Source organism: Sphingobium sp. EM0848 (genome assembly GCF_013375555.1).
Taxonomy (GTDB): domain Bacteria; phylum Pseudomonadota; class Alphaproteobacteria; order Sphingomonadales; family Sphingomonadaceae; genus Sphingobium.
In genome coordinates, this window is record NZ_JABXWB010000001.1 from 2,891,318 (window position 1) to 2,904,809 (window position 13,492).

General features: G+C 67.6%; 16 protein-coding genes. 2 read left to right on the top strand and 14 right to left on the bottom strand.

The window, feature by feature from the left end; translation table 11 throughout:
* Nucleotides 1-102: 102 nt before the first annotated feature.
* The 11 genes from HUK73_RS14020 to HUK73_RS14070 all read right to left on the bottom strand — a co-directional run bounded on the left by HUK73_RS14020 (nt 103) and on the right by HUK73_RS14070 (nt 6,678).
* Nucleotides 103-438: a DUF736 domain-containing protein gene (locus tag HUK73_RS14020; RefSeq protein ID WP_176592445.1), complete on the bottom strand. Its 336-nt coding sequence runs from the start codon at nt 436-438 to the stop codon at nt 103-105.
* A 36-nt stretch (nt 439-474) separates the two neighbouring features.
* Complete coding sequence (locus HUK73_RS14025) at nt 475-1,032, bottom strand: S26 family signal peptidase (protein WP_176592446.1); 558 nt, start codon at nt 1,030-1,032, stop codon at nt 475-477.
* Nucleotides 1,029-1,550, bottom strand: a complete 522-nt coding sequence (locus tag HUK73_RS14030; RefSeq protein ID WP_176592447.1) for a DUF2840 domain-containing protein — start codon at nt 1,548-1,550, stop codon at nt 1,029-1,031. The genes HUK73_RS14025 and HUK73_RS14030 overlap by 4 nt, the downstream gene beginning before the upstream one ends.
* A gap of 238 nt (nt 1,551-1,788) precedes the next feature.
* A complete protein-coding gene (locus HUK73_RS14035; protein WP_176592448.1) occupies nt 1,789-2,682 on the bottom strand; it encodes a replication initiator protein A in 894 nt (297 codons plus the stop codon).
* Nucleotides 2,683-2,688: 6 nt separating this feature from the next.
* Complete coding sequence (locus HUK73_RS14040) at nt 2,689-2,955, bottom strand: AlpA family transcriptional regulator (protein WP_176592449.1); 267 nt, start codon at nt 2,953-2,955, stop codon at nt 2,689-2,691.
* Between the two features lie 119 nt (nt 2,956-3,074).
* Nucleotides 3,075-3,854 carry a DUF2285 domain-containing protein gene (locus HUK73_RS14045; protein WP_176592450.1) on the bottom strand — a complete coding sequence of 260 codons (780 nt, stop codon included), beginning with the start codon at nt 3,852-3,854 and terminating at the stop codon, nt 3,075-3,077.
* A 159-nt stretch (nt 3,855-4,013) separates the two neighbouring features.
* Entirely contained in the window at nt 4,014-4,277 is a 264-nt protein-coding gene (locus tag HUK73_RS14050) for a DUF2285 domain-containing protein (protein WP_176592451.1), read from the bottom strand.
* Between the two features lie 140 nt (nt 4,278-4,417).
* On the bottom strand, nt 4,418-4,669 hold the full coding sequence (locus tag HUK73_RS14055; protein ID WP_176592452.1) for an XRE family transcriptional regulator: 252 nt from the start codon (nt 4,667-4,669) through the stop codon (nt 4,418-4,420).
* Nucleotides 4,670-4,869: 200 nt separating this feature from the next.
* Nucleotides 4,870-5,712 (bottom strand): DUF932 domain-containing protein, encoded by an 843-nt coding sequence (locus HUK73_RS14060; RefSeq protein WP_176592453.1) that lies wholly within the window; start codon nt 5,710-5,712, stop codon nt 4,870-4,872.
* A 211-nt stretch (nt 5,713-5,923) separates the two neighbouring features.
* Entirely contained in the window at nt 5,924-6,220 is a 297-nt protein-coding gene (locus tag HUK73_RS14065; RefSeq protein ID WP_176592454.1) for a hypothetical protein, read from the bottom strand.
* A 17-nt stretch (nt 6,221-6,237) separates the two neighbouring features.
* Nucleotides 6,238-6,678, bottom strand: coding sequence for a hypothetical protein (locus tag HUK73_RS14070; RefSeq protein WP_176592455.1), 441 nt, complete (start codon nt 6,676-6,678; stop codon nt 6,238-6,240).
* Between the two features lie 178 nt (nt 6,679-6,856).
* On the opposite strand from HUK73_RS14070, the gene HUK73_RS14075 reads away from it, so the two are divergent.
* Complete coding sequence (locus HUK73_RS14075) at nt 6,857-7,720, top strand: class I SAM-dependent methyltransferase (RefSeq protein WP_176592456.1); 864 nt, start codon at nt 6,857-6,859, stop codon at nt 7,718-7,720.
* Between the two features lie 55 nt (nt 7,721-7,775).
* On the opposite strand, the gene HUK73_RS14080 is transcribed toward HUK73_RS14075, so the two are convergent.
* Together HUK73_RS14080 and HUK73_RS14085 are read right to left on the bottom strand one after the other, a co-directional pair.
* Nucleotides 7,776-8,075, bottom strand: coding sequence for a DUF736 domain-containing protein (locus HUK73_RS14080; protein WP_176592457.1), 300 nt, complete (start codon nt 8,073-8,075; stop codon nt 7,776-7,778).
* A 387-nt stretch (nt 8,076-8,462) separates the two neighbouring features.
* Nucleotides 8,463-9,128 (bottom strand): FABP family protein, encoded by a 666-nt coding sequence (locus HUK73_RS14085; protein ID WP_176592458.1) that lies wholly within the window; start codon nt 9,126-9,128, stop codon nt 8,463-8,465.
* Nucleotides 9,129-9,357: 229 nt separating this feature from the next.
* Here HUK73_RS14085 and HUK73_RS14090 point away from each other — a divergent pair, with 229 nt between their 5' ends.
* Complete coding sequence (locus HUK73_RS14090; protein ID WP_255325819.1) at nt 9,358-10,995, top strand: Na/Pi cotransporter family protein; 1,638 nt, start codon at nt 9,358-9,360, stop codon at nt 10,993-10,995.
* A 96-nt stretch (nt 10,996-11,091) separates the two neighbouring features.
* On the opposite strand, the gene HUK73_RS14095 is transcribed toward HUK73_RS14090, so the two are convergent.
* Nucleotides 11,092-13,173, bottom strand: a complete 2,082-nt coding sequence (locus HUK73_RS14095; RefSeq protein WP_176592459.1) for a ParB/Srx family N-terminal domain-containing protein — start codon at nt 13,171-13,173, stop codon at nt 11,092-11,094.
* Between the last annotated feature and the right edge of the window lie 319 nt (nt 13,174-13,492).

The following is a 13,492-nucleotide window of genomic DNA, read 5'->3' on the forward strand; positions in this document are numbered from 1 at the left end:
CTGCGACCGAGTGGGACAAAGGGATGAGACGGCTTTCCCGCGAACAAAGGGATGACCGGAACAACGGCGATCACCGCGGTGCTGACGGTGGAACGCACGGCCTCAGTCCTGCTCGCGGCGCTTCTGCGGACGGTTCCACCGCAGCGACCAGGAGGATTGGTCGCCGTCGTTCTGGAACAGGGCGGCGCGGATCGGCTGCACGAGGGCGGGATCGTCGAGGCGCAGCGAGACATATTCGCCGGCGCGCTCGCCGGTCTCATTCCAGCCCGCGCCGACTTCCGGCCCGTCCTCGCTGTCGCCGAGATGGACGCGCCAGTCAGGCATGTTCTCGCCGTCTTGGCGGTCGGCCGGCACGAGGCAGAGCGGCGCGTCGAGCGTCAGCGTATGGATGCGGCCCTCATAGCCGTGGCGGGTGCGGGTGAAGCTGCCGATCTGCATGGGATACTCCTTTCGTTGGCAGGGTGGTTGCAGGGGTCATGGCCGCAGGCCGCGCCACCGCAGCGGCGTGTCCGGCGTGTCGCGGGTCAGCAGCGGGGTTGCCCGGCCGAGCAGCGTCGAGGCCGGCAGCGCGCCGAAATAGCGGCCGTCCATGCTGTCGGGGACGGTTGGATTGAGCAGCAGCAGTTCGCCTGGCTTCAGCGTCCGGCAACCCTGCCAAGCGGGCAGAGCACGGCCGCGGCCGTCCCGCGCGCGGGCGACGGCGACGGGCCGTGCGTCGACGCTCACCGCGCCGCCCTTCCGGCATATGCGTTGTCCGGCTTTCGCCGCGACATGCTTCAGGAGCGGCACCCCCTCGGGGAGATAGCGGCGAGCGGCCAGCCAGCGGGCCAGCGGCGGAGTCGGCGTCACGGCGACCAGCACGCCGGCCGGCGGATCGCTGTCGGTCTGTATCCGGTAGAGCCCGATCGGCGCGCTGGCGCTGGCGTTCCAGATGAGCCGCGGGCGCGGATCGAAAATCGCCACCGTGACAAACATTCCGGCGAACAACTCGCCCGCCAGCACCGTTGCGATGACATAGCCGAGGCGCGTCATCCCTCGATCTCCCGGCGCTTGAGCCAGGCGCGATGGCGCTCGATCGTGTAGGGTCGCGGCTGATGACCGCCGGCGATACGGTTGTGGACGTGTCGCCAATGATCGGGCGCGGCGTCGCAGGGATCGACGCCGGCCGCCTCCACCGCGTCGATCGCGGCGAGCACCTGGGCGACCTTCGGCCAGTCCTCGATCTTGAGCAGGATGTCGCCGCCCGGCCTGACGAACGGCAGCGTCGTGTAGGGCTCGCCCGCCGCAACCGCGCGCACCACGTCGATGCGCGATATGATCGTGCCGAAATCGTTGGACGCCCAGCGGACGAACGCGAAGACGGCGCCTGGCCGGAAGCTGGCGACGCGCGTGCGGCGTGTGGTGATGCGATCCTGCGCGGCCCGGCCGAAGCGTATCCAATGCTCCAGCTTCTTCTCGATCCAGGTCAGCTCGACATGGGTGAGGCCGTCGTGGGCCAGCGCGCTCAGCGCGCCACCGCCGCGTGGGCCGGCGGGCCTGTCGGGATTCATTGGCGGTCTCCGGGATTAGGGTGCGCAGCGCGCGTGTGGCGCGCGGCCTTCAGCGCCGGGCTGTCCACAGCCGCGCGCGCCGTTAGCAAGAATCCGAAGGATTCTTTTCTATTAGCACCGTTAGAAGGGAGTCGATTTCGCGAGGGTTTCCGCAGGTTTGCGAGGACCGCGCGTTCCCGATAGTCCGTGTCCGGCGTTCCCGATCGTCCGAATCCGCCTGTTCCTGATAGTCCGAGCCTCATGGCCGGTTATCCACAGGCTTGAGGCCGACGCGGCGCACGGCGGCGTCGAACGGATCTTGCGCGATCGGGGTGAAGGTCAGCCGGTCGCGGCCGAGCGCATGTTCGAGCGCGAGGACGTAGCCGGGCAGCGGTTGACGGGCGACGATGCCGCGCAGCTCGAACGCGAAGCGCCGGAGCGGCGAGAGCACACCCGATTTCAGATGGAGGTGCGGAACGTCGAAGCTCCAGCCGCCGTGCTGGCGGCCGCCATGCTTGCGGACGATGCGGTAAAGCCAGCGCTCCAGGCCGCCGGTGAGATCGAAATAGGCGCGGTCGATCGTCAGGACGAGCGCGCGATCCAGCACGCCGGCATAGAACCAGTCCGCCAGGATCAGTTCGATGCCGAGCGCGCGACCATTGCCGTCCGCCCGCTCGCGCCATTCGTTGATCCAGGAAAAGCGATGGCGCCGGCGCTGATGCTCCTGCCGGATCGAAGTGGCGACCGTCGTGGATTGCAAACGGTCGAGCGCCGCCTTCAGGCGCTCGTAGCTCGCCTTGCCGAAGCCGCGCCGGGTGAACGCCAATATCTCGTGCGGCGTCGTCGCCATCAGGCGCGAGGTTGGCCGTCCGGCATCGCGCGCCTCGATGAGCTGGCTGGCCGCCCAGATCAGCACGTCGGCGTCCCAAATAGTCGCCATGCCGTGCTCGGGCACGGCTTCGACCGAGATCCAGGTCGCGCCCATGCGGAAGTCGATCGGCGCCGCGCGCCTGGTCTTGGCGAGGCTGAAGAACGGCCAGGCCATCAAGTCCTGCGCGTCGCGGACGGCGAGGTCGCCGGGGACGGAACGGAACAGCTCAAGCTGCGTCCGCTCGACGCTGGACCGGTCAGACGGGGACGACGCGGCGGGCATGGGTGCTCAGCGCCGCACGCAATCGGTGGGCAGGCGCTTGGCGGGGTAAACCACGCCGGCGCCGGGATCACAGGTCGAGCGGCGGGTGCCAAGCGCCGCCCAGGCATCGAGGTCGTCGATCGCGTAGACGATGCGGCCGCCGAGTCGGCGGAACACCGGCCCGGTGCCGAAGCAGCGATGTTTCTCCAGCGTCCGCGCCGACAGGCCGAGATGGATCGCCGCATCGGGCGTCTTGAGATAGCGTGGCGTCGTGACGGCGACAGGCTCGGCCATGATGATCCTCCTGATGATGGCCGGCTCCGAAAAGCGGGGCCGGCGGACAGGAGGCGATGGTGGCGAAATGACCCCAAGCCGAAGAAGGGACAAAGTCGAGGGGGTCGGGAATGTCCCCCTCAACCGCCGCGCAGCAAGCGGATATAGCCGCCGTCGCGCAGCTCCACGGCCTCGGCGATCCATCGGCTGATGCGCTTGCGCTCGCGGCTTTCGGTCCAATCGGCGGCGTTGTAGGCGCAGACGTCGCCGTCGATCAGCGCGGCGGCCAGCTCCTTGCGGGTGGCGCCGGCCTGAATGCCGTCGAGCACTTGCAACAGCGTGAGCAGATGACGCCGCCGGAAGGGCGTCGGACGCAAGGGCGGCGGCCCGGCCGCCAAGCCACCCAGGCGGCGGGACAGCCGCTCGGCGGCCGCGAGGCGGGTGATGGGATCGCTCCCGATCGGCAGCATCATGGCCAGCGGCCGGTCGAGCGAGCCCGACACCCAGAGATGCGCGTCGCCATCGGTGTCAGCGAGGATGAGATGGAGGAAGTCGCCGATTCTCGTCCGCGCGCGAACGGCGCCCAGCATTTTCATGTCGAGGCCCGGGACAGCGCCGATGTCGGGCAAGGCCGGCGCCAGGACGATGCTGGCCGGGGACAGGTCCGGCCGCGCCACCGCCAGCTTCGGATCGAAGGCGAAAGCCGGCGCGGCGTGGAAGCTGATTCCCCAGCGCCGCACCAGACCGGCGGTCGCCTCGTCTGCGGTGATCGCGCCGCGCTTCACGCGGCCGAGCGCGCGGTGGTAGTCGGTGCGATACTGTTCATTCCGGCTGACGTAGCCGATGGCGATGTCGGAATATTGCAGCGCGTCGTCCCCGGCTTCGTCCGGGGACACGCGCCAATCCTTCTCAGGCGGCATCGTAACCCTCCCAAGCATGGCCCTCTGGGGAGCGCGTTGGAAGATGTTCTCAGGCTCGCCGTTGGCGAGAAGCCCTGCCGAGCGGGCGAGCGCATAGCGGATTCAAGTCAGCGTTTTGACTGGCTTTTCCGAACCGCCGGCGGGCGGCCAAGGTCGATTCTACGACCCTGGCGGACGCAGATAATGGTGGTAGCCGGTCTCGCTCATCCACCGGGCGCGAGCGAGATGGGAGTCGTGGACGAGGCGCGCGCGTTCGGGTTCGGCGGCCGGGTCGATCCCGAAGATGATCCGCACGGCTTCGCGCCAATCGGCTTTTTCCTCGGCGGCATCGAGCAGCCGCCAATAGGTCCGATGATGGCGTTCGTCATACTCGGTGACGTGCGGCGCATCGGGCGCGCGGTCCTCGAAAGCGGCTATCGCCATCGCCTCGCTCCGCCTTCAGCCATTGCCCCCTGCGCGTGCCGATTCACCAAACATACACCATAATGGATCGAAATAATCGCCCCGACGCGGCTATGGCCGAGTCATGTCGAGGGGATAATCTACTCAACAGCAAGGCCCGTTTACTTCCGGGTCTTCTCCAGAGCCTCGCGCACCACCATCAGGCCTTCGCCGCGATCCGAATCGAGAAAGACGACGCCAGCCGCCTCCAGCGCCCTGACCACCTGATGCCGCGTGTCTTCGCGCACGGGCAGGCCGCTCTCTGACTCGACGCGCTTCAGCGCGGTCAGAGCAACAAGGGCCTTGTCGGCAAGCATCTCCTGTGTCCAACCGAGAAGCGCGCGTGCGGCCCGCACTTGGCGGGAAGTGATCATGCATGACCACCTCCACAAGCAACGCGCTGTACGCCATGAAAACGACTATTATAGTCGTCTTGGGATAATGTGAATATACGCGCTCATGAAAACGGCCGCGCGGCCGTCGCCGATCCGGGTCGAGCCGGATCGGCGCAAATCCATAGCTGCCGGGAAGCCTAAAGCCGCAGGGCCGAAACCGGCCCTGCGGCGGCGCGTGGTTATCCCGCCTTCAAACGCTGCATGCCTTCGGCCAGCGTCCAGAGCGCGCGATTAAGGGTGACGTTCTGGTCGATGCCGTTGATGGCGCGGGTCTGGCTGCGGCGGATGCGGCCCTCGGCATTGCGCTTGCGGCCATGCAATCCGCCACGAACGACGTTTTCCTGAATGACGTTGAACGTGCTCCACAGGCTGGAGCCTACATCCTCGCGGCGGCGCGGCTCGATGATCTGCTCGGGACGAAGCGGGCTTTCGTCCTCGCCATAGCGGGCGACCAGGCTCACCTCGCCGAGCAACCGCCGCTCGTCATCGGAAAGCTGCGTCGCTTTCATGCCCTCGCTGGCGTCGATCAGGCGCGGGAAATCCTCGGCAACGGTATAGACGCCTTCGATGATGTCGTCCTGAATGTTGCCCTTGTGGGGGACGCGGACTTCCTCGAACCGCTCGCCCGCGATCATGCTGTTGGTGCAGACGAAGCGCAGCATCCCGGCGAACATCTGATAGGCGCTGGTCCCGTCATGGCTGTTGACGATGATGACCTCGGCGGCCTCGGGCTTGCCGATGCCGTCATCGCGGCGCAGGCGCAGCATGTGCTTGGCGTGACCGTGGCGGCCGCCGTCGCGGGGGACGGACTGGACGGCGAAGAACGGGAACCACCCTTCCCGGCGCAACCCCTCCACGATGTCGATGGTCGGAACATAGACATAGCGCTCCGAACGGCTGTCATGCGCCTCGCGGGCGAAGATGGACGGGACGTGCCGATACAGCGCCTCGTTGTCGAGCGCCTCATAGCCGCTGATCTGGTGGGCGTTGCGGCCGAACCGGGTCGCGAGTTGATGATACATGGTCGGTTCCTTCCTTGGGCTTGGGTTTCCGCGCAGCGGAGCGCCGCGCTGAAACCCTGCCCGTCGGCGAGACCGGGGGTGCAAACGGAGGGGCGGCTTCGCGGGGAACCGGCTGCACGGAACGCGAAGCGTGGAGGAAGCTGGGCGGAAGCTGATCCGAAGTGCGCCAGGGGCAGCGCCCCAAGCACCGCGCCGCGCCAGCGGCGCCGATCTAGAGCATTCGGTCCCGGCTAGCGGGAACGACCGTAGCTGTTCGCTTTCGGAAATAGACCCGCTCCGTTTTGGGCTCGGCGAGGGCCTCGAACCCGGCATCCAGCCAGGCCCGGCGTTGCGGCGCGCTGCAATCCGCATCTCCCTTAGCGCACCACCATTCAGGCTCGGCCGCGCCACGCGGCAGCAGGCCGCCGATGATGCTCTCGATCTGCGCGAAGCCGAGTTCGACGTCCTCGGCGTCGTTACGGACTTTCCACCGTCTCAGGAAAGCGCCCAGCGCATCGTATTTGCCCATCCCGACGTTCCCGCCTTTCAGCTCGGGATCGTCAAGCGGATGCGCGTCGGATCGAGTTGGTGGTTGGGATAGCCGGTGGGACGGCCCATCGTCAGCGCCATCATGATCCGGGTCGAGCAGATGGCACAGTCGAGTGCGGATGCCACGCCGTCGGCGCAGTCGATGCAGGCGCGGCGGGGCTTTGAGCCGTCGAGCAGACCGATCAGCAGATGTTCGTCGTCGGACAGCATCACTCCGCCCACAGCGATCGGTCGGCCAAGCGCGGCTTCGCATAGCGCCATCAGGCTGGCGAACACCGGCGCGAGCATCCCGCAGTCGTGGGGCGACAGCGTCATGTAAAGGCGTTGCTGAACGGGAGCGCGCGCATCGCGCGCCGCGCGCCAGCAGCGGGCGGCGGCCGTCACCAGCTCGTCGGGAGCGGGAATCGCCTCGCCGCGTGCGACGGTCGCGTGCATCATGAGACCCGCCTCAACGCCAGCCGGCCGGCGCCGACGAGCAGCGTCGTCACGGCCGGCAGGCTGGTCGTCATTGATCGGTCCTGCCGGGCGGTCATGGCGTCGCTCTCCTCGGTTCGGCTCCCCTTGCCTCGACCGTTCGGATAGCCTAGTTGCGAATAATTCTCAATTAGGAATCGCGATGTCAGCGCAGAACACCTATCAGGTCGCCGACTGGAACGGCCCCAGCGGGGAGCGCTGGGTCGCCAACCAGGCGCGGCTCGACGCCATGCTGGCGGTGTTCGGCGACGCTGCAATCGAGACCGCCGCGCCAAGGGCGGGCGAGCGCGTGCTGGACGTCGGCTGCGGCGCGGGCGCGTCGAGCCTGGCTTTGGCGGCTCGCGTCGGCGCGAAAGGCGAAGTGCTGGGCGTGGACATATCCGAGCCGCTGATCGAACGGGCCTGCGCGCTGATGCCGAAGGAGGCGCCGGTCGTGTTTCAGGTGGCCGACGCCGGCAGCGCGCCGCTGCACGAAAGCGCGTTCGACATTCTATTCTCGCGCTTCGGGGTGATGTTCTTCGATGATCCGGTACCGGCCTTCGCCCATATGCGCCGCGCGCTCAGGCCCGGCGGCCGGCTTGCCTTCGTCTGCTGGCGCGGTGCGGCCGAGAACGATTGGGTGCGCCTGCCGATGAGCGCCATCCGTGACATCATCCCGCCGCCTGCGCCGCCCGACCCCGAAGCGCCTGGTCCGTTCTCGTTCGGGGACCGGGATCGCGTCGCACGCATCCTGACGGCGGCCGGGTATAGCGACATCACTATCGCGCCCTTTGACGACTCGATCCCGTTCGGCCAGGGCGCGACGCGGGACGCGGCGATCGACGACGCGGTGGAGATGGCGTTCGAGGTCGGCCCGCTGTCGCGCGCTCTCGCCGATCAGCCGGACGACATCCGCGCCCGCGCCTCGGCGGCGGTTCGCGCCGCCTTCGCCGGACGTCCCGGCGAGCGGTCGGTGATGATCGATGGCGCGGCCTGGATCGTCGCGGCGCACAATCCGCTAAGTTGACGGCGTTCAATAGGGGAAGACGCCCCGCTCTGTGGAGCGGGGCGTCGTCGGCCGCTCAGCGCGACCAGATGAGGGCGTATTCGCCGGCGGTCTCGGTCTCGACCAGGGTGGCGTAGATCGGAGCCGGGAAGCTCGGATCGTCCAGCTTGACCGAGATGTAGTCGCGGCCCTCGCGGCTGGTCTTCTTCCAGGCGGCGCCGATGTCCATGTCGCCGGCGCTGATGCGGAAGTCGGGGGACTTCTCGCCTTCCTTCTCGACCGGGCGAAGGGTCGCCTTGGTGCTGAGGGTGAGCGTCTTGATGACGCCGTTGAACTCGCCCTTGCTGTTGGCGGTGAAGGTGCCGATCGTAGCCATGTCGTAATCTCCTGCTTGCTCGGGCCACGCCCATCGCGGCCTCGATGGCTCGGCGTTGGTCGGGGCGCGATCGACCCCGCACCGCTTGCGGCTGGAACGCAGTGGAGGTTGGGCGGCGGGCGGCTTTTTTGCTTCGCGATGCAAAGCCGAAGGCGGCGGAAAAAAGCCGCCCGCCGCCCTTGCGGGAAGGCGATCAGCCTCGGTCAGACAAGCCATTGGAGAGGCCGTGTGGCGCGGCGACGGCAGTTCTCAGGTGGCGACAGGCGTGCTCGGCGAATCCGCAGCACCGGGCGCTTCGGTGGAAGGAGTATCCAGCCTCAGTCGCTCACGCGAGGACGGACGTGCGGGACAACAGGCGGGGCCGACGCCCGCTACCGGAGCGGCGGATCAGGCGCCGCCGCCAGGGGAAGGCTTCTGCGTGTCGCGCATGATCCGCGCCCAGGGGTTCAGGTCCGGCTCGGCGATCTTCGTCAGGGTGTTCGTATCGCGGTGCAGGAACGGCGTGTCACGCCCACGCACCAGCAGGCTGGTCTCGGACACATAGCTCCATGAGCCGTCGGCGTGGAAATCGACTTCGATCTGATAGGAGTCCGTGCGGAAGGCCAGCTCAAGGAAGGTCGTCGAGCAGATCCCGTATTCGGTCTGGCCGCGCTCGGCCTTCAGGATCAGCTTGGTGGCGTCCGGCTCCGCCTGTCCCGCGGCGATGGCGATCTGGCCGCGCGGGATCGCCACGGTCTGGAGGATGAGGCCGGTCGCCGGCTCCCACAGCCAGTAGCCGACCTGGTCGTGGAAGGCGATCTGCTCTTCCGTGGTGTTGATGTGGACGTGGTAGCGCAGGCCGTAGAAGAGCTGTGGACCGTTGGTCTGCGCGTCGATCGGCTGAATCTCGATGCGCTCATAATAGTCCCGCTGTTCGGGTCCATCGGCCTTGGGGTTGAGATCGACGCCACGATGACCTTCCCATATCCCGGCCAAACGGCGGAGCGGTCCGAGATTGGCAAGGGTGTCGGAAGCTGCATCGGGTTCGGTGAAGATGTCGTCCGGTATATCCATATGGTTCCTTCCTCTCGTCGGACTAGCAGCCTCCGTTCAGGGCGCTTCCGCGCCCGTCTCGATTCGTCTGTCGGAAATCGACCATAGCCAGCGCAACCGGGAATGTCGTGAACGGGCTCTGGTCGCCGGCCGTTCGACGCGGGCGCGCGCTCGCGAGTGACAATAGCGCCCCCGCATCGACGGGTGTCGCGCCTATTGAGGAGTATGATCGACGAGTATCACGCTGACCCTGCTCGATCTTGCCGGCATCGTCGCGCTTCTGCTGTGGGGCGTCCACATGGTCCAGACCGGCGCGCAGCGCGCGCTCGGCGCGGGGCTGCGATCCTTCCTGGCCCATCGACTCGGCAATCAGTTCAGCGCCTTCCTCGCCGGGCTCGGCGTCACCGCGCTGCTCCAGAGCAGCACCGCCACCGGCCTGATGCTCACCAGCTTCGCGTCCGAGGGACTGGTGGCGCTCGCGCCGGGCCTCGCCGTGATGCTGGGCGCCAATGTCGGCACGACGCTGATCGTCCAGCTTCTCGCTTTCGAAATCTCGATCATCGCCCCGATCCTGGTGCTGATCGGCTATCTCCTGTTCCGGCGCGGACAGGCCGGGACGCGGGATTCGGGCCGCATCTTCATCGGCCTCGGGCTCATGCTGTTCGCCCTCCACCAACTCCTGAGCCTGCTCGACGCGCTCACGGCGATGGAGGCGACGCAGAGCTTCGTTGCGATGCTCTCGACCCATTTCGTCTTCATCGTCCTGCTCGGGATCGTCCTGACCTGGGCGTCGCATTCGAGCGTGGCGGTCGTGCTGCTCGCCATGTCGCTCGCGACCAAGGGCGCGCTGACCGTGCCCGCCGGGATCGCATTGGCGCTCGGCGCCAATATCGGCACGGCGATCAACCCGGTGCTGGAGGGCGGCGCGCGCGATCCCGGCGCCCGGCGGCTGCCGATCGGCAACCTGCTCAACCGCGTGGTCGGCGTGCTGGCGGTGTTGGCGATCTATCCGTGGGTCGCGCCGATAATCACGAGCATCGAGAGCGCGCCCGGCCGGGCCATCGCGAACTTCCACACCGGCTTCAATCTGGCGCTGGCGCTGATCTTCTTGCCCCTGCTTACGCCCTATGCGCGGCTTCTCGAACGGCTGCTGCCGTCGCGGCCCGAACAGGTCGGACCCGACACGCCGCGCTATCTCCAGTCGGTGGCGGTCGGCGCCCCGGTCACGGGGGCGCTCGCCGGCGCGACACGCGAGGCGTTGCACATGGCCGACGTGCTGGAGGAAATGCTGTCCGGCCTGCGCGAGGCGCTCGCCAACCCCAACCGCAGGCGGATCGAGGAGACGAAAGCGCTGGATGACCGGCTCGACCGGCTCAACCGTGCGATCAAGGAAAACCTGCTGGCGATCGACACGGCGCGTCTGAACGAGGCGGACAATGAGAAGCTGGCCCGCATTCTCACCTTCTCAATCAATCTCGAACAGGCCGGCGACCTGATCGACCGCGGCCTGCTGGGCGTCGCCAATCGCCGGATCAAGCGGGGCCTGGCCTTTTCCCGTGAGGGGACGGCGGATCTGATCTCGCAGGTCGATCGACTCGTGGAGACGCTCCACCAATCGACGGCGGTGTTCCTGAGCGGCGATGTGACGGCCGCGCGGGCGTTGGCGGCCGAGAAGGACGGGTTCCGCCGCCTGGAGGATGAAGCGACCGCCGCGCATTTCGACCGGCTGCGGTCGGGCAATGTGGAAACGGTGGAGACGAGCGCGCTGCATCTCGATGCGCTGCGCGATCTCAAGCGGGTCAGCGGCCATCTGATCGAGGCGTCGGCCTATCCGATCCTCAAGCAACGGGGCGATCTGCTCCCCACAAGATTGCGGACCCTCAAATGAGCGAGCGGCCGCGCCCGGCAAAGGGCGCGGCCGCGGTTTTTTGAGGTGGCGACGGAAAGAAGGCCGGGACCGCTCGCGCGGCCCCGGCCCAGGCCGTTATTCGGCGGCGACGGCATAGAACGCTTCGCCGTCCTCCGCTCCGGTATCGGGGGCCTCCGCTGCGAACGGCTGCTCCACGGTCCCGCTATCCCCGGCCTCGACGGGCGCAGGCTGGTCCACCTCCGGCTCGGGCGTCCGCAGCACGGCGGGAAGCCAGCCGGCCCCAGCCAGAAGCTGCTCGGCGGCTTGCGCCATGTCCGGCTTCTTCATGTCCGCAATCCGGCGGGCGGCATCCTCCGATACGCCTTCGGCGACGGCCTCCACGATATGCGCCTTGGTGACGCGGCCAAGGTAGCTGTCCACGGTGGGCGTCCAGTCCTTCGCCACATCCAGCGCCAGCGCGCGCGCCAGCCTGTCCGCCGTTTGCAGCGAGGGGGGCTTGCGATCCCACGGGAGGCGCAGGGCGTTGACGGTGCGGGACGCGCAATGCGCCAGCAGCGCCAGCCGCTCGTCGTCGTCCATCCCGACGACAAAGCTCCAAAGGTCGGCCACGTTACGCGGCATCCGCTCGGTCCAAGCCTCGCGCGCCTCGTTCGCCCGCGCAGCCAATGGTGTGTCCTCGATCCCGTCCGCGTGGCTGCCCAGCGGCGTCACGGTCGGACGAACCTCAAGGCAACCGGCCTCGGCATAGCTGTAGAACAGTTGCGCCGTGAGCGTGTGGGTCAGGGCGATCAAGGCCATGCCGGGGCGCTCTCCAAGGGCGACACGCAAGGCCAGCGTCCGATGGGCGGACAGGTCGCGGGTGAGGCTGTCGGAAATCGGCTTGCCCGGTTCCCCGTCCTCTTCCTCGATCCCCTGCACGTCCTCGTCGCCGTCCTCGGCCTGCTCGTCCTCGACGGCTTCCCGCCCGATGGCTTCGCCTTCGCCCTCCTCCTCGGGCTGCGGGTCGGCCAGCGCCTCGTCCTCGGGCCGGACAAAGCCGCGCTCGAGACGGGGAACGCCGTCATGGGTCAGCACCACGAACACCCCGCCATGCGCGATCACGTTGGCGTCGTAGGCGTGGCGCTTCTCGGAGATGGCGTCGATCTCGTCGGAAATCGCCTCCAGCTTAGCCGCCACGTCCTCGGGCATCTCGTCATAGGACGAATAGCCCTCTGCCAGTTCGTCATGCGCGGTGGACAGGGCATCAAGTCGCGCCTCGTCCTCGTCGGACAGGGCGACGGTCTGCGGATAGAAGCGCCGCATCCCGTGTGCATGGGGATAGTCGATATGCGCTTCGGTCCATTTCCAGCCCTCGGCCTGCACTTCGGCGGCAACCTCGCGCAGCTTCTCGATGGCGAGCATGTCGAGCAAGCCCACGTCCTCGAAGAAACCGCCCCGATCCTCGCTGAACAGGTCACGGATGATATTGCCACCCGCCTCGATATAGGCGTCGGCCCCGACGAACACCGCGCGCCGGTCGGTCGCCGGAACATTGCTCGCGATCATGTCGCGGCGGATGATCCACGGCTCGCGATTGTGGTGCAGGTTCTCGAACACCTGCTCCTGACGGGCGTGGTCCTCGGTGATGGCGAAGGCCATAAGCTGGTCCAGCGTAAGGCCGTCCTCACGATAGACCTGCAACAGCTTCGGGCTGACAGCGCCCAAGCGAAGCCGCTGCTTCACCACATGGGCGGACACCCCGAACCGCGCGCCGATCTCTTCCGCGCCCCATCCCTTGTCGCGGGAAAGCTCCGCGAACCGCTCGAACTGGTCGGCGGGGTGCATCGGCGTCCGGGTGACATTCTCGTCAAGGCTGACCTCGGCCGGATCATTCTGCGTGTCCAACCAGCAGCGGATGGCCTCCGACTTCCTGATCTGCTTGCGCTTGGCGCGCAGCAACTGCGCCTGTCTGCGGCCTTCGCCAGCGGTCACGAAATAGCAGCCCGTCGGCGTCCCGTCCGCCTTGACCTCGGGCTCCACGACAAGGTTCTGGATCATCCCCTTGTGCTGGATGGAAGCGGCCAGCGCCGCGATGGCGGCCTCCCCATGCGGCACCTTGCGGGCATTACGCGGGGACTTCTTGAGCTTGGCAAGCGGCACGAAAATCTCGATGCCGGACACAGGCTCGGCGGCTGCGGTTTCGGTAACAGCGTTCATCACACTTCTCCTTCAAAACCACACGCACCCCGGAATGGGGTGGGCGGCGAAAGAGCGACCGGCAGGCCCGGCGGCGGAGCCGGGACGCACCCGAAGGGCTGGAACAAAGAGAAGGTAAGCGCGGCCACGCGCGTTGCGGCCCGGCGCGGCGGGCCTAAAGGGAAGCGACGCCCATCCCATAGCGGGAGTGCAACGATCAACGCGATCGGGCCGGCGAACGCCCTGGCGCGATTTCCGCAGAGGGAAGAACCCCGATCCGCATGGCGGATTGACCCATGGGCGCACGAGCGCCCCACGCCAGTCCGGTCGTCACCCGCAA